Annotated in this window: 21 protein-coding genes; 18 read left to right on the forward strand and 3 right to left on the reverse strand. The window is 70.2% G+C overall.

The window, feature by feature from the left end; translation table 11 throughout:
- Positions 1-91: 91 nt before the first annotated feature.
- Positions 92-649: a TetR family transcriptional regulator gene (locus B1818_RS11805; RefSeq protein ID WP_078112856.1), complete on the reverse strand. Its 558-nt coding sequence runs from the start codon at positions 647-649 to the stop codon at positions 92-94.
- A gap of 130 nt (positions 650-779) precedes the next feature.
- Here B1818_RS11805 and B1818_RS11810 point away from each other — a divergent pair, with 130 nt between their 5' ends.
- The 6 genes from B1818_RS11810 to B1818_RS11835 all read left to right on the forward strand — a co-directional run bounded on the left by B1818_RS11810 (position 780) and on the right by B1818_RS11835 (position 6,241).
- The gene (locus tag B1818_RS11810) at positions 780-2,108 is read left to right on the forward strand and encodes an adenosylmethionine--8-amino-7-oxononanoate transaminase (protein WP_078112857.1); all 1,329 of its coding nucleotides are present in this window, start codon (positions 780-782) and stop codon (positions 2,106-2,108) included.
- Positions 2,105-3,304 carry an 8-amino-7-oxononanoate synthase gene (locus B1818_RS11815; protein ID WP_078112858.1) on the forward strand — a complete coding sequence of 400 codons (1,200 nt, stop codon included), beginning with the start codon at positions 2,105-2,107 and terminating at the stop codon, positions 3,302-3,304. The genes B1818_RS11810 and B1818_RS11815 overlap by 4 nt, the downstream gene beginning before the upstream one ends.
- Before the next feature lie 308 nt (positions 3,305-3,612).
- On the forward strand, positions 3,613-4,296 hold the full coding sequence (bioD, locus tag B1818_RS11820; protein WP_254859655.1) for an ATP-dependent dethiobiotin synthetase BioD: 684 nt from the start codon (positions 3,613-3,615) through the stop codon (positions 4,294-4,296).
- Between the two features lie 41 nt (positions 4,297-4,337).
- Complete coding sequence (gene bioB, locus B1818_RS11825) at positions 4,338-5,375, forward strand: biotin synthase BioB (protein WP_058251749.1); 1,038 nt, start codon at positions 4,338-4,340, stop codon at positions 5,373-5,375.
- 33 nt (positions 5,376-5,408) lie between these two features.
- Positions 5,409-5,648, forward strand: a complete 240-nt coding sequence (locus tag B1818_RS11830; RefSeq protein ID WP_055476568.1) for a hypothetical protein — start codon at positions 5,409-5,411, stop codon at positions 5,646-5,648.
- Complete coding sequence (locus B1818_RS11835) at positions 5,645-6,241, forward strand: DUF2567 domain-containing protein (protein ID WP_058251750.1); 597 nt, start codon at positions 5,645-5,647, stop codon at positions 6,239-6,241. The genes B1818_RS11830 and B1818_RS11835 overlap by 4 nt, the downstream gene beginning before the upstream one ends.
- Here the strand turns inward: B1818_RS11835 and B1818_RS11840 are convergent.
- Both B1818_RS11840 and map read right to left on the reverse strand, forming a co-directional pair.
- Positions 6,204-6,932, reverse strand: a complete 729-nt coding sequence (locus tag B1818_RS11840; RefSeq protein ID WP_058251751.1) for an NUDIX domain-containing protein — start codon at positions 6,930-6,932, stop codon at positions 6,204-6,206. The genes B1818_RS11835 and B1818_RS11840 overlap by 38 nt on opposite strands.
- Positions 6,933-7,092: 160 nt before the next feature.
- A complete protein-coding gene (gene map / locus B1818_RS11845) occupies positions 7,093-7,866 on the reverse strand; it encodes a type I methionyl aminopeptidase (RefSeq protein WP_058251752.1) in 774 nt (257 codons plus the stop codon).
- Positions 7,867-7,967: 101 nt separating this feature from the next.
- Here map and B1818_RS11850 point away from each other — a divergent pair, with 101 nt between their 5' ends.
- The 12 genes from B1818_RS11850 to hisF all read left to right on the forward strand — a co-directional run bounded on the left by B1818_RS11850 (position 7,968) and on the right by hisF (position 17,679).
- Positions 7,968-8,228, forward strand: coding sequence for a helix-turn-helix domain-containing protein (locus tag B1818_RS11850; RefSeq protein WP_055476572.1), 261 nt, complete (start codon positions 7,968-7,970; stop codon positions 8,226-8,228).
- Positions 8,225-8,731 carry a DUF1990 family protein gene (locus B1818_RS11855; RefSeq protein WP_078112859.1) on the forward strand — a complete coding sequence of 169 codons (507 nt, stop codon included), beginning with the start codon at positions 8,225-8,227 and terminating at the stop codon, positions 8,729-8,731. The genes B1818_RS11850 and B1818_RS11855 overlap by 4 nt, the downstream gene beginning before the upstream one ends.
- Positions 8,732-8,925: 194 nt before the next feature.
- Positions 8,926-9,999 (forward strand): quinolinate synthase NadA, encoded by a 1,074-nt coding sequence (gene nadA, locus B1818_RS11860; RefSeq protein WP_055476574.1) that lies wholly within the window; start codon positions 8,926-8,928, stop codon positions 9,997-9,999.
- The gene (gene nadC, locus B1818_RS11865) at positions 9,996-10,925 is read left to right on the forward strand and encodes a carboxylating nicotinate-nucleotide diphosphorylase (RefSeq protein ID WP_058251754.1); all 930 of its coding nucleotides are present in this window, start codon (positions 9,996-9,998) and stop codon (positions 10,923-10,925) included. Before nadA ends, nadC begins: the two co-directional genes overlap by 4 nt.
- Positions 10,926-11,128: 203 nt before the next feature.
- Complete coding sequence (hisD, locus tag B1818_RS11870) at positions 11,129-12,472, forward strand: histidinol dehydrogenase (RefSeq protein WP_058251755.1); 1,344 nt, start codon at positions 11,129-11,131, stop codon at positions 12,470-12,472.
- Positions 12,469-13,614, forward strand: a complete 1,146-nt coding sequence (locus B1818_RS11875; protein ID WP_058251756.1) for a histidinol-phosphate transaminase — start codon at positions 12,469-12,471, stop codon at positions 13,612-13,614. Before hisD ends, B1818_RS11875 begins: the two co-directional genes overlap by 4 nt.
- On the forward strand, positions 13,611-14,249 hold the full coding sequence (hisB, locus tag B1818_RS11880) for an imidazoleglycerol-phosphate dehydratase HisB (protein ID WP_055476578.1): 639 nt from the start codon (positions 13,611-13,613) through the stop codon (positions 14,247-14,249). Before B1818_RS11875 ends, hisB begins: the two co-directional genes overlap by 4 nt.
- Complete coding sequence (gene hisH, locus B1818_RS11885) at positions 14,246-14,887, forward strand: imidazole glycerol phosphate synthase subunit HisH (protein WP_058251757.1); 642 nt, start codon at positions 14,246-14,248, stop codon at positions 14,885-14,887. The genes hisB and hisH overlap by 4 nt, the downstream gene beginning before the upstream one ends.
- Positions 14,884-15,219, forward strand: coding sequence for a hypothetical protein (locus tag B1818_RS11890; RefSeq protein ID WP_058251758.1), 336 nt, complete (start codon positions 14,884-14,886; stop codon positions 15,217-15,219). Before hisH ends, B1818_RS11890 begins: the two co-directional genes overlap by 4 nt.
- Positions 15,220-15,299: 80 nt before the next feature.
- Positions 15,300-16,043 carry a bifunctional 1-(5-phosphoribosyl)-5-((5-phosphoribosylamino)methylideneamino)imidazole-4-carboxamide isomerase/phosphoribosylanthranilate isomerase PriA gene (gene priA / locus B1818_RS11895; RefSeq protein WP_058251759.1) on the forward strand — a complete coding sequence of 248 codons (744 nt, stop codon included), beginning with the start codon at positions 15,300-15,302 and terminating at the stop codon, positions 16,041-16,043.
- Positions 16,043-16,909, forward strand: a complete 867-nt coding sequence (locus B1818_RS11900; protein WP_068970344.1) for an inositol monophosphatase family protein — start codon at positions 16,043-16,045, stop codon at positions 16,907-16,909. The genes priA and B1818_RS11900 overlap by 1 nt, the downstream gene beginning before the upstream one ends.
- Positions 16,906-17,679 (forward strand): imidazole glycerol phosphate synthase subunit HisF, encoded by a 774-nt coding sequence (gene hisF / locus B1818_RS11905; RefSeq protein WP_058251761.1) that lies wholly within the window; start codon positions 16,906-16,908, stop codon positions 17,677-17,679. Before B1818_RS11900 ends, hisF begins: the two co-directional genes overlap by 4 nt.
- Positions 17,680-17,692 lie beyond the last annotated feature (13 nt).

Consider the following 17,692-nt stretch of genomic DNA (forward strand, 5'->3'; position numbering starts at 1 on the left):
TGACCGGCTAGCAATGTACTCGTCGAAGCTGTGAAACACCGATTCGGACGACCGCGACACTCGCGCACCGGTCTGCGGGGCCGCGCGGGGTTCACCGCGAGCGGCGCGTCCGGGCTCCGTCGAGGATGATGGCCAGCCCGTCGCGGAACTCGCCCGCGAAGTCGCGACCCGACGGCCCGGTGACACCCAGACGCTCCATCTGCGCGCGCGTCTGTTCCTCGATGGTGAGCCCGATGACCAGCTGACACAGTGCGGTGCTGACCGCCTCGGCGTTGCGGACGGACAGACCACCGGCCGTGCCGGCGGCGATGATGTCAGCGGTGATGGCTTTCGACGACAGGCCGCTCGCCCAGCTCGAGGACACGACCTCGGCACTGTCGGGCACTCCGAGGAGCGCACTGCGCATGTCGGTCGCGAGCAGATCGAGGCGCTCGTCCCAGGCCAGCGAGGTGTCGGGGATGGCGACCGCACCCAGGATGTCGTCGGCGAGTGCGGCCAGCAAGGTCTGCTTGTTGGGAAAGTGCCAGTACAGCGCGTTGGGACGGACGCCGAGTTCGGTGGCGAGGCGTCGCATCGACAGGTCGGCCAGGCTGTGCTCGCCCAGGATGTCGCGGGCGGCGCGCAGAACGTCGGTGCGACTGTTGCTCACCCGCGTCAGCGTAATGACCCGGCAGTGGGCATCGAACCCCGGGCCTGTACAGCGTTCAGGACGCCCTGTACGGTGTTCAGGACCCTGGACGGTGTTCAGGACTGCCTAACGACAGGCCGGGAGGTGCCTCATGGATCACGACGCGATCAGTCGCATCGACGCCGACCACATCTGGCACCCCTACGGTGCGCTGCCGGCGGCCACCCGGCCGTTGGTCGTGGCCTCGGCCTCGGGTGTCCGCCTCGAACTCGCGGACGGCCGATCGGTGGTCGACGGGATGAGCTCCTGGTGGGCGGCGATCCACGGTTATGGACACCCCCGACTCGACGCCGCCGCGGCCGCTCAGCTCGGTCGGATGTCGCACGTCATGTTCGGCGGCCTGACCCACGAACCGGCCACCCGGCTGGCGCAGCTCCTCGTCGAGATCACCCCGGCCGGCCTGGAGAAGGTGTTCTTCTGCGACTCGGGGTCGGTGTCGGTCGAGGTGGCGGTCAAGATGGCGCTGCAGTATTGGCGCAGCCGCGGTCGGTCCGGCCGCACGCGTCTGCTCACCTGGCGTGGCGGCTACCACGGCGACACCTTCACCCCGATGAGCGTCTGCGATCCCGACGGCGGCATGCACGCGATGTGGAAGGGTGTTCTCGCACAACAGATCTTCGTCGACGCCCCGCCGGCCGAGTTCCGGCCCGACTACGTCGCCGAGTTCGAGCGCACCGTGCGCGCGCACCGCGACGAGCTCGCCGCGGTCATCGTCGAACCCGTGGTCCAGGGCGCGGGCGGCATGCGATTCCACGACGCGGCATATCTGCGTGCGCTCCGGGAGATCTGTGACCGCCACGACGTCCTGCTGATCTTCGACGAGATCGCGACCGGATTCGGCCGTACCGGAACGTTGTTCGCGGCCGACGCCGCCCCGGGGGCCGACGCGGCGCCGGGCGCCGGCGTCGCGCCCGACATCATGTGTGTCGGCAAGGCGCTCACCGGTGGCTACCTCACGCTCGCCGCGACCCTGTGCACGTCCGAGATCGCTCAGGTGATCAGTGCGGGGGAGGCGGGCGGACTCGCGCACGGCCCGACCTTCATGGCCAACCCGCTGGCCTGCGCGGTGGCCGTCGCAGCGATCGAACTGCTGCTGGAAACGCCCTGGGCCGAGCGGGTCTCGGCGATCGAGCGGGGGCTCCGCGACGGACTCGAACCGCTGCGTGATCGCCACGGCGTCGTCGATGTGCGGGTCCTCGGCGCGATCGGCGTCGTCGAACTCGATCGCCCGGTCGACATGGTGGCGGCCACCGACGCGGCCGTCGAGGCCGGGGCATGGCTGCGGCCGTTCCGCAATCTCGTCTACACGATGCCGCCGTTCATCTGCACACCCGAGGACATCGGGGTGATCGTGCGCGGAGTGTCCGCTGCCGTGCACGCCACGGTCGGCGATCGCGAGCCGGCGGTGGTGCGGTCATGACTTCGATTCAGGTGCAGCGGGATTCGAGGGTCGACGGCGATGCGCGGGTCAGCGGCGGGGGAGAGATCGGTCTGGCGTGGCTGGCCGGCGCCGCCCGTGCGCGCGCCGAGGCCGGCCTGCATCGCAGCCCACACGTCCGCAGGGCGGCCGGCGACGAGATCAACCTCGGTTCCAACGACTACCTCGGGTTGTCGACCCACCCCGCGGTGATCGCCGGTGCGCGGGCCGCCGCGGAACGGTGGGGAGGTGGCTCGACGGCGTCGCGCCTCGTCGTCGGCACCACCCTGGCACACATCGATCTCGAGCACGATCTCGCCGACTTCCTCGGATTCGATGCGGCACTCGTCTTCTCGTCCGGTTACCTGGCGAATGTCGGTGCGATCACCGCGCTGGCGACGCGCGGCGACCTGATCGTCAGCGACACCGGCACCCATGCGTCGCTGATCGACGGTTGCCGGTTGTCGCGTGCCCGGGTGGTGGTCGTCGACCGCGGCGATCACGAGGCGGTCCGGCGGGCCCTCGCCGAACGTACCGAGGCCCGGGCGCTCGTCGTCACCGATTCGGTGTACAGCATCGACGGTGAACCGGCGCCGGTCGCGGATCTGTATGCTGCGGCACGCGCGCACGGGGCCGTCCTGCTCGTGGACGAGGCCCACGCTCTCGGGGTGCGTGGTCCGGGTGGTCGCGGACTCGTCGCCGAACAGGGACTTTCGGGTGCTCCCGATCTCGTCGTCACGACCGTGCTGTCGAAATCGCTCGGCGCGCAGGGCGGTGTGGTCCTCGGGTCGGAGCTGCTGCGCTCGCACCTCATCGACTGCGCCCGCACCTTCATCTTCGACACCGGCCTGAACCCGGCCGCGGTCGGCGCCGCGCATGCCGCCCTGACGATCCTGCGGGCGCAACCCGGGTTGCCGGACCGACTGCGCGACAACGCCCGTCGCTTGGCGCTCGCGTGTGGCGTCGAAGAGCCCGCCGCGGCGGTCATCTCGATCGTCGTCGGGGATCCGCAACGCGCGGTGGCGGCTGCTGCCGCGTGCCGGGACCGTGGCGTCCTCGTCGGATGTTTCCGTCCGCCCTCGGTCCCGGTCGGGACTTCGAGGCTGCGGATCACGGTGCGCGCCGACCTCGATGCCGCTGCCCTCGACCACGTGGCCGCCGTCGTCGACGCCGCGCTCCGCGAAGTCGGTGCGCGGTGATCGCCGCACGCCGCGGCAGGGTCCTCGCCGTCACCGGGACCTCGACCGACGTCGGGAAGACCGTCGTGACCGCGGCACTCGCCGCTGCCTGCCTGCCCCCTGAGGTGGCCGATCCTCTGCTCCCTGAGGTGGCCGACCCCCTGCTCCCTGAGGTGCGAGGAGCATTAGCGTCTGCCCACCCTCTGCTCCCTGAGGTGCGAGGAGCGCAAGCGTCTGCCCATCCTCTGCTCCCTGAGGTGCGAGGAGCGCAAGCGTCTGCCCATCCTCTGCTCCCTGAGGTGCGAGGAGCGTTAGCGTCTGCCCATCCTCTGCTCCCTGAGGTGCGAGGAGCGATAGCGACGAGCCACGAAGGGCGCGTCGCCGTATGCAAACCGGTACAAACCGGCGTCGGTCCCGACGAACCCGGCGACCTCGCCGAGGTGCAACGCCTGGCGGGCGACGTCACCGCGGTCGAGCTCTTCCGCTACCCGGAACCCCTCGCGCCCGACACCGCCGCGCGCCGCGCCGGGATGCCACTGGCCGATCCGGCGGTGATCGTCCGCGCCGTGGACGATCTGGCCGCGTCACACGACCTGACCCTCGTCGAGGGCGCCGGCGGAGTGCTGGTGCGGCTGGGGGAGTCGGCCACGATCCTCGACATCGCCGCGGCCACTCTCGTTCCCGACACCGTCGACGGTGTGCTGGTCGTGGTGGCGCCGGGGCTGGGCGCGCTGAATCACGCCGAACTCACCGTGAACGCGGTGCGGGCGCGCGGTCTGCGTCCCGCCGGGCTCGTGATCGGTTGGTGGCCGGACGATCCCGACCTCGCGATGCGGTGCAACCGCACCGACCTGCCGCGGGTGACCGGGGTGCCGGTCGTCGGGGTCCTCCCCGCCGGCGCCACGCACCTCGAACCCGGCGAGTTCCGCCGCCACGCAGCGTCGTGGTTCGACGACGAGTGGCTCGCGACCCTTTCTCCCAGCCATCCGGAACAGCTCGTCCGGACGCCGTAACACGTTCCCGCAGCGGAACAATCATCCAAGGAGTATCACCAGTGACCCAGGCAACAGTCGACGCCGCCACCTCGGCACCGGCGTCGGACGACATCCTCGCAATCGCCCGTGACCAGGTGCTCGACCGCGGCGAGCCGCTCGATCAGGAGCAGGTTCTCCGGGTTCTGCGGTTGCCCGACGACCGGCTGACCGAACTGCTCCAGCTCGCCCACGATGTGCGGATGCGCTGGTGCGGGCCCGAGGTCGAGGTCGAGGGCATCATCTCGCTGAAGACCGGCGGGTGCCCGGAAGACTGCCATTTCTGTTCCCAGTCCGGACTTTTCGCCTCGCCGGTACGAAGTGCGTGGATCGACATCCCCTCCCTCGTCGAGGCGGCCAAGCAGACCGCGAAGACCGGTGCGACCGAGTTCTGCATCGTCGCGGCGGTCCGCGGTCCCGACAAGCGGCTGCTCAGTCAGGTCGCGGCGGGAATCGAGGCCATCCGCAACGAGGTCGACATCCAGATCGCGTGCAGCCTGGGCATGCTCACCCAGGAGCAGGTCGACCAGCTCCGCGACATGGGCGTGCACCGTTACAACCACAATCTCGAGACCGCGCGCAGCCACTTCCCGAACGTGGTGACGACCCACACGTGGGAGGAGCGCTGGGACACCCTGCGCATGGTCCGGGAGGCGGGCATGGAGGTCTGCTGCGGCGGCATCCTCGGTATGGGTGAGTCCCTGGAGCAACGGGCCGAGTTCGCCGCCGAACTGGCGACGCTCGAGCCCGACGAGGTGCCGCTGAACTTTCTGAACCCTAGGCCTGGCACCCCGTTCGGCGATCTCGACGTGCTCCCCGCCGCGGAGGCCCTCAAGTCGGTGGCCGCCTTCCGTCTGGCGCTGCCGCGCACCATCCTGCGCTTCGCGGGCGGTCGTGAGATCACGCTCGGCGACCTGGGGGCCAAACAGGGCATCCTCGGCGGCATCAACGCCGTCATCGTCGGCAACTACCTGACGACCCTCGGCCGGCCCGCCGAGGACGACCTCGATCTGCTCAGTGATCTGTCCATGCCGATCAAGTCGTTGAACGACACGATCTGACGGGTTCGTCGCAGCGATGGGTAGCGTGTTCTCATGATCGACACCGTCCCGGGTCCTCTCGCCGAGCCGTGCCGGTTCGGTGTGTTCACCGGACTCGAACTGGAACTGCAGGCTCCCGACGCCGTGCCGCCGGCCGCCCGGTTGGGTCTCGAACCCCCTCGCTTCTGTGGGCAGTGCGGTCGCCGGATGGTGGTCCAGGTGCGGCCCGACGGATGGGATGCCCGCTGCTCGAGGCACGGGACGGTTGACTCGTCGGAGCTGGGTCGCCGGTGAAACCGCCGGTCCGCACGGTCTCGCGACTGGCCGCGGTCGCCGTCGGCGTGGCCCTGATCGGCGTGGTCGCCGGGGTGGTCTGGGCGCTCCTCACCCCGCCGACCACCGGCGTCGTGTTCGAGGGTCTGCGTCGCGAGGACATCCCCGCCGACTTCGCCGGCGTGGGCGCCTTCGCCCTGACGATGTTCGCCTACGGCGCGGTCACCGCCATCGTCGTGTGGTTTGCGGCCCGGACGTGGCGCGGGGTCGCCGGATTCGTGTGGCCCGCCCTCGCGACGGTGGCAGGTTCGGCGCTTGCGGCGTCGGTCGGGATGTGGGTCGCGGGCCTGCGGTTCGACGACGATCCGACCGCGCTGCCGGTCGACGCCGTCTACCGGGTCGCGCCGGAGCTGTGGCTCGACGGCGCGACGCGGTCCGGCTCGAGCGAGCCGTGGACGCTGCTCATCTGCGCCCCGTTCGCGTTCGCCGTGGTGTACCTCGTCTGCGTGTTGTCCTCGCGGACAGCCGATCTGGGCGTCGGAGATCTCGAGTCCGACGAGCTGCCGGCGGGCGTGTTCACATCGGTGGGCGCAGCGTCGCGAACTCATCCGTGACGCGCAACTCCTTCTCCGCGAAGGCGTAGAGCGCCGGCGGGCGACCCCCGTTACGGCCGGTCTTGCCGACGGTCCCGGTGGCGACCACCACCGCGCGCCGGCTCAGGATGCGGAGCAGGTTGGTCGTGTCCACGGGATAACCCAGTGCGGCGCAGTAGATCTCCGACAGCGCCGACATCGGGAAACGGGCGGGGGCCAGCGCGAACGCGATGTTCGTGTAGGAGAGTTTGGCCGCGAGTCGATGCCGGGCGGCCTCGACGATCCCGGCGTGATCGAAGGCCAGGGGCGGTAATCCGTCGACGGCGAACCAGCCCGCGGCGTCGGGGGGTGTCGCCTCGGCGTCGGAGGGCACGAGGCCCATGTAGGTCGACGCGATGGTGCGGACCGTGGGCACCCGGTGCGGGTCGGAGAAGACCGACAGTTGTTCCAGATGCGCGATCTCACGGACGTCGAGCGCGTCCGCGACGAGCCGGCGTGCGCTCGCCGACAACGTCTCCTCGGCGCCGACCCCGCCGCCGGGAAGTGTCCACACGCCGTCGGCGGACCGCGACAACAGGACGCACAACGACGGGTCGTCGGTGTCCGGCGTGTTCCGGGTCTCGGGTACGCGGATCTGGAAGACGACGCTCAGGACTTCCACCCGGAGGGTCGCACCGTCGGCGATGGGTGGCTCGGACCCGGCGGATGGCATGCGCCCGATTGTAGGGTGCACCCTGCTGGTGACCTCCGCTGGAGGAGTCGGCGACCCCCTGCTGGTTGAGCCGGCTCCGAGCGAAGCCGCCGGGCCGAGCAAGCGACGAAGGAGCGCGTCGAGGTCGAGGCGCCGTGTCGAAGCCACCTGGTGACCGCGACTACCCGCCCCCGTGCGCCGTGAGGACCATCGCCTCGCCGTCGGTGACGGCGATCGTGTGTTCGCTGTGCGCGCCGCGCGAGCCGTCGAACGACCGGATGGTCCACCCGTCGGCGTCGAACTTGATGCGCTCGGAACCGAGCGTGAACCACGGTTCGAGTGCGAGGGTCAGGCCGGGGCGGAGTTTCATGCCGCGTCCGGCCCGGCCCACGTTGGCGACGTGGGGATCCTCGTGCATGGTGCGGCCCAGTCCGTGTCCGCCGAACTCGGTGTTGACCCGATACCCGTGTGCGGCGGCGACCGCTCCGATCGCGGCCGAGATGTCGCCGAGCCGACCGCCCGGACGAGCGGCGTCGATGGCTGCGCCCAGTGCTTCTTCGGTGGCCGCGACGAGTCGCTGATCGTCGGGCCGTGGGGTGCCGACGATGACGCTGCGCGCGGAGTCGGCCACCCAGCCGTCGATGGCGACGGCGATGTCCATCGAGAGCAGGTCTCCGTCGGCGAGGACGTAATCGTGCGGGAGTCCGTGCAGGACAGCGTCGTTCACCGACAGGCAGATCACATTGCGGAACGGTCCGCGGCCGAAGGACGGCGAGTAGTCCCAGTAGCAGGACTGTGCACCGCGGTCGTTGACGAGCTTCCGCGCGCGTTCCTCGAGCTCGAGGAGGTTGACCCCGACGTCGGCGCGTCCGGCGAGGTCGTCGAGGAGATCTGCGATGAACGCCCCCGTCACTCCCATGGCGTTCACCTCGGCAGGCGACTTCAGTTCGACCATTCCCGTCCTCTCGTGGTCATTGCGTCCTCTCGGATCGCTGGTCGGTATACAAATACCACCGCGTCTCGGTATTTGTATACCGGATCCGCTAGGATCGCCACATGGTGCGTAACCCCCTGACCCCGGAACAGATCGCGGCCGGGCGCCGGCTCGGCGCCCGGCTCCGCGAGTTGCGCGGCGATCGTCCGCTGGGCGACGTGGCGTCGGGTGCGGGTATCTCGCCGGAGACCCTGCGCAAGATCGAGACCGGACGCATGCCGACGCCCGCTTTCGCCACGATCGCGGCGCTTGCTCGCGCGCTGGGTACCTCACTCGACGATCTGGCGCTCGTGCTCGACGCCGAGGTGGCACGAGTCGGGTGACCGCGAACCGATCGGATCTCACCTATCCCGAGGTCGGCGCGACGGACGGGACGCTCCCGCCCGGTTACCACCATCTGCGCCGGTCACGGGTCATCGGCTCGGGAGCTGCCTGTTTCACCACGGCCGGCCGGCGAATCATGAACTGGGACATGCATCGTCGTGCCGGCTTCGGCGTCGACGAGTCGACGCCCGCGGCCACTGTCGGCACCGACGTCGACCTGCGCGCCGGTCTCGGCCCCCTCGCGATCACCGCACGGTGCCGGGTCGTCGAGGTGATCGACGCCCCGCGCGAGCGCGGCTTCGCGTACGGCACGCTGCCCGGCCATCCCGAGATCGGCGAAGAGCGCTTCTGGGTGGAATGGCTCGACGACGACACCGTGGTCGGGCATGTCGTCGCCTTCTCGCGTCCGGGGCGGTGGTTCACGCGTCTGGGCGGGCCGATCGGGCGGGTTGCGCAGTCGCGATTCACCGAGCGCTACCTCGACGCTCTGATGTGTGGCTGAACTCGTCGTCCGCCTGAATCGCGGCCGAGAACGCCGGCGACGAGGTCATGGGAATGCCGTGAGTGTGGCGAATGTTACGATGCATAGCGTTTTCGACCATGAGTCGAAAACCTGCCTCGGACACACGGCCCGTGATCTGGGGAACCAGCGTCCCGGGGACGGAACTCGTCGCCGGGTAGCCAGAGGAGTGGCACATGAGCATCACCAGTGATCGCCTCACGTCGATGACCGCGCCCGCAGTCGAGGACTCGGCGCTCGTCGATGCGACGTGGTACGACGCGCCGGGCGGCTACACCGGCGTGGAGCCGACGCAGGAGTGGGCGGACGAGGTCCGCCGCCTCGCCAAGGCGCGTAACGCGACGCTGCTCGCGCACAACTACCAGCTCCCGGCCATCCAGGATGTGGCCGACCACGTCGGCGACTCCCTTGCCCTCTCGCGGATCGCCGCCGAGGTCGACTCCGACGAGATCATCTTCTGCGGCGTCCACTTCATGGCCGAGACCGCCAAGATCCTGAGCCCCGAGAAGCGGGTCCTGATCCCCGACGAGCGCGCCGGATGTTCGCTGGCCGACTCGATCACCGCGGACGAACTCCGGGCCTGGAAGGCCGAGTTCCCCGATGCGCTGGTGGTGTCCTACGTGAACACCACCGCCGAGGTGAAGGGCCTCACCGACATCTGCTGCACGTCGTCGAACGCCGTCGACGTGGTCGCCTCGATCGATCCCGACCGTGACGTCCTGTTCCTGCCCGACCAGTTCCTCGGCGCGCACGTCAAGCGCGAGACCGGCCGCGACAACATCCACATCTGGGCGGGCGAATGCCACGTGCACGCCGGCATCAACGGTGACGAGTTGACCGCGCAGGCGAACTCGCACCCGGACGCCGACCTGTTCATCCACCCCGAATGCGGTTGCGCGACCTCGGCGCTGTATCTGGCCGGCGAGGGTTTCGTGCCCGAGGAGAAGGTGAAGATCCTGTCGACGGGCGGCATGCTCGACGCCGCGCGCGAGACCGGCGCGAAGCAGGTGCTCGTCGCCACCGAGGTCGGGATGCTGCATCAATTGCGCAAGGCCGCACCGGGGGTCGACTTCCAGGCCGTCAACGACCGGGCATCGTGCCCCTACATGAAGATGATCACCCCGGCGGCCATGCTCCGGTGCCTGCGGGAGGGTCGCGACGAGGTGTTCGTCGACGCCGACGTCGCCGAGAAGGCGCGCAAGAGCGTCGAGCGCATGATCGCGATCGGCAATCCCGGATCGGGCGAGTGAGCAGCTCCACCCCCTCGACGACGGCCCCAGCCGGAGGCTTCGTCGGCCAGGCCGCGGGCGGTGAACTCGGCGCCGCGGTCACCGACGAGGTCCGCGCGTTGATCCGCGCCGCGCTCGACGAGGATCTGCGATACGGACCCGACGTCACGACCACGTCCACGGTCCCCGCCGACGCGGTCGTCGACGCGGCGATCATCAGCCGCGCGCATGGTGTGATCGCCGGCGTGCCGGTGGTCGAGGCGGTCTTCGACGAGGTGATCGGGGCGGGCGAGTACACGATCACGTCGCGCGTCGACGACGGAACCCGCGTCGAACCCGGCACCGTCGTACTCGCCGTCCACGCTCCGACGCGAGCGCTGCTGACCGCGGAACGCACGGCGCTCAACCTGATCTCGCACCTGTCGGGGATCGCCACGACCACCGCGGCCTGGGTGGCGGCGGTGGAGGGTACGGACGCCCGAATCCGCGACTCGCGCAAGACGCTTCCGGGTCTTCGGCATCTGCAGAAGTACGCGGTTCGTGCCGGCGGGGGAGTCAATCATCGGATGGGGCTCGGCGACGCCGCCCTCATCAAGGACAACCACGTCGTCGCCGCGGGTTCGGTCGCCGCGGCGCTGGAGGCCGTGCGGGCGGCGGCACCGGGCCTCCCGGTCGAGGTCGAGGTCGACTCGCTGGCCCAGCTCGACGAGGTCCTCGGACTCGAACCGCAGTTGGTCCTGCTGGACAACTTCGAGCCGTGGGAGACCCAGATGGCCGTCCAGCGCCGCAACACCCGGTCGCCGGGCACCAAGCTGGAGAGCTCGGGAGGCCTGTCGCTCGACGTCGCGGCCGACTATGCCCGCACCGGGGTCGACTACCTGGCCGTCGGCGCGCTGACTCACTCCGTCACCGTCCTGGACCTCGGTCTGGACATCCCGGCGCCCTAGGTCGCTCGGCTGCCCGGTGTCGGTTCGGGCGTCGACGTCGGACAACTCGGTTCTGGCGATCAGCCACGTGGAAGGACGGGGGCAGATTCGTCCGCATACCGGATCGAACTGCCCCGACGTTCTCGGTGACAACCCGCACCAGAAACCCGCTGGCACCCGACACGTATCCTTGTCGGGTACATCAGCAGCCACCAGGAGAGATCATGCTCGCCCGAATTGACCTGCGCGGTAGCACGCCGACACTCGCCGAGTTGCGTCGTGCGCTGCCCCGCGGGGGTACCGATGTCAATGCCGTCCTCGACACGGTGACACCGGTCGTGCATGCGGTGGCTGAGAACGGCAGCAGCTCTGCGCTCGACTACGGCGAGAAGTTCGACGGTGTCCGCCCCGCGTCGGTGCGGGTGCCCGCTCGGGTCATCGCCGATGCTCTGGCCGGGCTCGACCCGCAGGTCGCCGAGGCGCTGCGCGAGTCGATCACCCGCGCGCGCAAGGTGCACGCCGACCAGCGCCGGGAGACCACCCGCACCCAGGTCGTCGACGGCGGCGTCGTCAGCGAGAAGTGGATTCCGGTCCGCCGCGTCGGCCTGTACGTCCCGGGCGGCAACGCCGTCTATCCGTCGTCGGTCATCATGAACGTCGTCCCCGCCCAGGAGGCCGGGGTCGGCTCGCTGGTCGTCGCCTCGCCTCCGCAGAAGGACTTCGGCGGGTGGCCGCACCCGACCATCCTCGCCGCCTGTGCGCTCCTCGGCGTCGACGAGGTGTGGGCGGTCGGCGGTGCCCAGGGCGTGGCCCTGCTCGCCTACGGTGGCGCCGACACGGAATCCGCGGACGAGCCGAATGCCGTTCTCGACCCTGTCGACCTCATCACCGGCCCGGGCAACATCTACGTCACCGCGGCCAAGCGTCTGTGCCGCAGCGTGGTGGGCATCGACTCCGAGGCCGGACCCACCGAGATCGCGATCCTCGCCGACGACTCGGCGGACGCGGGCATCCTCGCCTCCGACCTCATCAGCCAGGCCGAGCACGACGTCCTCGCGGCGTCGGTGCTCGTGACCGACAGCGCCGTCCTCGCCGACGCCGTCGACGAGGCTCTCGAGCAGCAGGTGGCGGCCACCAAGCACCGCGAGCGCGTGACCACCGCGCTGTCGGGGGAGCAGTCGGGCGTCGTCCTCGTCGACGATCTCGACGCGGGGCTCGCCGTCGTCGATGCCTATGCGGCCGAACACCTCGAGATCCAGACCCGGGATGCGGCCGCGGTCGCCGACCGGGTGCACAACGCGGGCGCGATCTTCGTCGGGCCCTATGCGCCGGTCAGCCTCGGTGACTACTGTGCGGGCTCCAATCACGTTCTGCCCACCTCGGGTTCGGCGCGCTTCGCCTCCGGGTTGTCGGTGCAGACCTTCCTCAAGGGCGTCCACGTCATCGACTACGACGAGGCCGCGCTGCGCGAGGTCGCCGACAAGGTGGTGACCCTCGCCGACGCCGAGGACCTGCCCGGTCACGGTGATGCGGTGAAGCAGCGCTTCGTCGGGAGCGCGGGCCGGTGACGGCCGCCGATCCGGTGACGGCAACCCTGGGCAGCTCGATCACCGTCGACGACCTGCCGCTACGTGAGAACCTCCGTGGCAAGAGCGCTTATGGCGCACCGCAACTCAGGGTTCCGGTGATCCTCAACACCAACGAGAACCCGCACGCGCCGTCGCCGGCCCTGATCGACGATGTCGCCGCGTCGGTGCGCGAGGCCGCCGCTGAGTTGCACCGCTATCCCGATCGCGATGCCGTCGCCCTCCGTGCCGACCTCGCCGCCTACCTGACCCGGGCCACCGGTGTGCAGCTCGGCGTCGAGAACCTCTGGGCGGCAAACGGTTCCAACGAGGTTCTGCAGCAACTGCTGCAGGCCTTCGGCGGTCCCGGCCGCAGTGCGCTCGGGTTCGTGCCGTCGTATTCGATGCATCCGATCATCTCCGACGGCACCGACACCACCTGGCTGGTCGCGGCGCGGGCGGGCGACTTCTCGCTCGACACCGACTACGCGGTCGCCGAAGTCGCGAACCGCGAACCGGACGTCGTCTTCGTGACCTCGCCGAACAACCCGACCGGCGGTTCGATCCCGCTCGCGGACCTGCGTCGCATCGTCGAGGCGGCTCCGGGCATCGTGATCGTCGACGAGGCCTACGCCGAGTTCTCGGCGGCTCCGAGCGCCGTCGAGCTCATCGACGAGTTCCCGGCCAAGGTCGTCGTCAGCCGGACGATGAGCAAGGCCTTCGCCTTCGCCGGTGGCCGGCTCGGTTACCTCGCCGCAGCACCCGCCGTCGTCGACGCGATCCAGCTGGTGCGGCTCCCGTACCACCTGTCCGTGCTGACCCAGGCCGCCGCGCGAGCCGCATTGCGCCACAGCGACGACACCCTCGCCGGCGTCGCCGCGATCCGGTCCGAACGCGAGCGCGTGGTCGCGGCCCTGACCGGCTTCGGGTACCGCGTCATCGACTCCGACGCCAACTTCGTGCTGTTCGGACGGTTCCGGGATGCTGCGGCGTCGTGGCAGCGTTACCTCGACCAGGGCGTCCTCATCCGGGACGTCGGCATCGCCGGTCACCTCCGGGTGACCATCGGTCTCGCGCATGAGAACGACGCCTTCCTCGACGTCAGCCGCACGCTCGCCACCACAGATCTGGAGAACACTCAGTGAGCACCCCCTCTGCGACCAACCCCGCGCCCCGTGTCGCGAAGGTCGAACGGAGCACCAGGGAGTCGTCGATCTCCGTCGAGCTGAATCTCGACGGCACCGGCGTGACGAACATATCGACCGGCATCGCGTTCTTCGATCACATGCTCACCGCCTTCGGTCAGCACGGCAGCTTCGATCTCACCGTCGAGGCGAAGGGCGACATCGAGGTCGAGGGCCACCACACCATCGAGGACACCGCGATCGTGCTCGGCCAGGCTCTCGGCCAGGCGCTCGGTGACAAGAAGGGCATCCGTCGCTTCGGCGATTCCTGGATCCCGATGGACGAGACCCTCGCCCAGGCCGTCGTCGACGTGTCGGGCCGCCCGTACTGCGTCCACACCGGCGAGCCCGAGCACATGCTGACCGCCGTGATCGGTGGCTACCCGGGTGTCCCGTACTCGACCGTCATCAACCGGCACGTGTTCGAGTCGATCGCGCTCAACGCGCGCATCGCGCTGCACGTGCGGGTCCTCTACGGCCGCGACCAGCACCACATCACCGAGGCGGAGTTCAAGGCCGTGGCCCGCGCGTTGCGCGCGGCGACGGAATACGACGCGCGCGTGACCGGTGTGCCGTCGACGAAGGGCGCGCTGTGAGCGCCGCCGACGTCACGATCCTCGACTACGGCTCGGGCAACCTGCGGTCCGCGCAGCGCGCGCTCGAGCGGACCGGGGCACAGGTGACGGTCACCTCCGACTTCGACACGGCCCTGAACGCCACCGGCCTCGTCGTGCCCGGCGTCGGCGCGTTCGCCGCCTGCATGGAAGGTCTGCGCGCGGTCAAGGGCGACCGGATCGTCGGGCGACGACTGGCCGGCGGTCGCCCGGTGCTGGGCATCTGCGTGGGCATGCAGATCCTGTTCGAGCGCGGCGTCGAGTTCGGCGTCGAGGCGGAGGGCTGCGGGGAGTGGCCGGGCAGTGTGACCCAGTTGCCCGCTCCCGTTCTGCCGCACATGGGCTGGAACACGGTCGACGCACCCGAGGGCACCGTGCTCTTCGACGGGCTCGACGCCGACACCCGCTTCTACTTCGTGCATTCCTACGCCGCGCAGACCTGGGAGATGGACAACGAGGGTTCGCCGCTGACCGCGCCCAAGCTGACCTGGGCCGAACATGGTGGACCGTTCCTCGCCGCGGTGGAGAACGGGCCGCTGTCGGCGACCCAGTTCCATCCGGAGAAGTCCGGCGACGCCGGTGCGCACCTGCTGGAGAACTGGGTTCGGGGACTCTCGTGACCGACGGCACGCCTCGCCCGGACGCCGCCGGGTACGGCGACGGACCCGTCGGGCGACCGTCCGGGGCCGAACAGGCGAGTGCCTCCTCGACGTCCTCCGGTTTCTCGATCGCCAAGCTCGCCTTCTACGCTCTCGGTGCGGGAGTGCTTGTCCTGATCGTGTCCGTCCCGATCATCGCGCTGTGTGCGCACTGGTCGCCGATCGCCGGACTGGTCGCCGCGCTGGTGGCGGTGGCGGCGATGATCGCCGCGATCGGTACCGTTGCCAACCGCATGGTCGACCGCGCCCGGACAGACCTGATCGCGGCGCGCGACGGTCACCACCCCGCCTGACCCCACCCCGATCACGTCCACCGCCGACTCGCTCGATCAAGAACCGCGCTCGATCCAGAACAGACAGGACAGATTCACCCATGGGTAGCACCCTCGAACTCCTTCCCGCCGTCGACGTCGCCGACGGGCAGGCGGTCCGCCTGGTCCAGGGCGCGGCCGGCACCGAGACGTCGTATGGTTCGCCGCGCGACGCGGCGCTGGCGTGGCAGCGGGACGGTGCGGAGTGGATCCATCTCGTCGACCTCGACGCCGCGTTCGGCCGCGGCGACAATCGCGAACTGCTGGCCGGCGTGGTCGGTGAACTCGACGTGAAGGTCGAACTGTCCGGCGGCATCCGCGACGACGATTCGCTGGCCGCCGCCCTCGCCACCGGGTGCACGCGCGTGAACCTCGGTACCGCCGCCCTGGAGAACCCGGAGTGGTGTGCCCGCGCGATCGCCGAGCACGGGGACCGCATCGCGGTCGGTCTGGACGTGATCCGCGACGGCAGTTCCTACCGGTTGCGCGGGCGGGGCTGGGTCACCGACGGAGGCGATCTCTGGGAGGTCCTCGAGCGGTTGAATCGCGACGGATGCGCCCGCTACGTGGTCACCGACGTCTCCAAGGACGGCACGCTGCAGGGTCCGAACCTCGATCTCCTCGCCGAGGTCGCCGCGGCCACCGACGCCCCCCTCGTGGCCTCGGGCGGCGTCTCGGCCATCGACGATCTGGTCGCGATCGCCGGCCTCACCGGCCAGGGTGTAGAGGGCGCCATCGTCGGCAAGGCGCTCTATGCGGGCCGATTCACGCTGCCGGAGGCGTTGACCGCGGTCGCCGGGGTCTGATGAGCGCGGCGGACTCCACCCTCGACCTGCCCCGGCTGCTCGACACCGCCGGGTCGATCCTCGACGCCGCCGTCGATCGCTTCGTCGACGGTCAGGGTGCGCCGAGCGCGATCAACAAGGGCGGCACCGACTTCGCCACGCAGGTGGACCTCGACCTCGAGCGCCACATCGGGGCCGAGCTCGCCGACCGGACCCAGATCCCGGTCCACGGCGAGGAATTCGGCGGCGCCGACGTCGTCGACGGTCCGGTGTGGGTGCTCGACCCGATCGACGGCACCTTCAACTACTCCGCGGGGATGCCGCTCACCGGGATCCTCCTCGGTCTGGTGGTCGACGGCGAGGCCACGCTCGGGATGACCTGGCTGCCGCTCGTGGGACGCCGGTACGCCGCACACGCCGACGGTCCGCTGCTGCTGAACGGCGTAGCCGTCCCGCCGGCCCCCGACATGGAACTCGCCGAGGCAGCCATCGCCTTCGGTCCGTTCGATGCCCGCGGCGGTGGCCGCTACCCGGGCGCGCGCCGGGCCGACCTCCTGCGCGAACTCAGCACGCGTGCCGCCCGGATCCGGATGACCGGGTCGACGGGTGTGGACATGGCGTTCACCGCGGCCGGCGTGTTCGGCGGGGCGATCGCCTTCGGCCGGCACCCCTGGGACAACGCGGCAGGAGCGGCGCTGGTCCGGGCCGCCGGCGGTGTGGCGACCGACATCGCCGGCCGTCCGTGGACCGTGGCGTCGCCGTCGCTGGTCGCCGGTACCCCGACCGTGCACGCCGGTCTGATGCGTGTCATCGGCGAGACGATCCCGGAATGGACGGCAGACGTCATCACCCCAGAATCCACCACCCCGAAGGAGACCCGACGATGACGCTGGCGACCCGGGTCATCCCGTGCCTCGACGTCGACGACGGCCGCGTGGTCAAAGGCGTCAACTTCGCCAACCTGCGCGACGCCGGCGACCCGGTCGAGCTGGCCGAGCGCTACGACCGCGAAGGCGCGGACGAACTGACCTTCCTCGACGTGACCGCGTCGAGCTCGGGGCGCTCGACGATGATCGACGTGGTGAAGCGCACCGCCGATCAGGTGTTCATCCCGCTCACCGTCGGCGGGGGCATCCGGACCGTCGACGACGTCGACACCATGCTGCGCGCCGGGGCCGACAAGGTCAGCGTCAACACCGCGGCCATCGCCCGGCCGGAGGTGCTCGCCGAGATGAGCCGGCGCTTCGGTTCGCAGTGCATCGTGCTGTCCGTCGACGCCCGGACCGTTCCCGAAGGTGCGGAACCCACGCCGTCGGGCTGGGAGGTCACCACCCACGGCGGCCGTAAGGGCACCGGGATCGACGCGGTCGAGTGGGCGGTCCGTGGCCAGGACCTCGGTGTCGGCGAGATCCTGCTCAACTCGATGGACGCCGACGGCACCAAACAGGGCTTCGACCTGCGCATGCTGACTGCCGTACGCGCCGCGGTGTCGGTGCCGGTCATCGCCAGCGGCGGCGCCGGCCGCATCGACGATTTCGCGCCGGCGGTGCAGGCGGGCGCTGACGCCGTTCTCGCGGCCTCGGTCTTCCACTTCGGCGAACTCACCGTGGCCCAGGTGAAGACGGCCATGCGCGACGCCGGGATCACCGTCCGATGACACGCCGCGTCCC

It is taken from the genome of Gordonia sp. IITR100, assembly GCF_002009645.1.
GTDB classification, from domain to species: Bacteria; Actinomycetota; Actinomycetes; order Mycobacteriales; family Mycobacteriaceae; genus Gordonia; species Gordonia hongkongensis.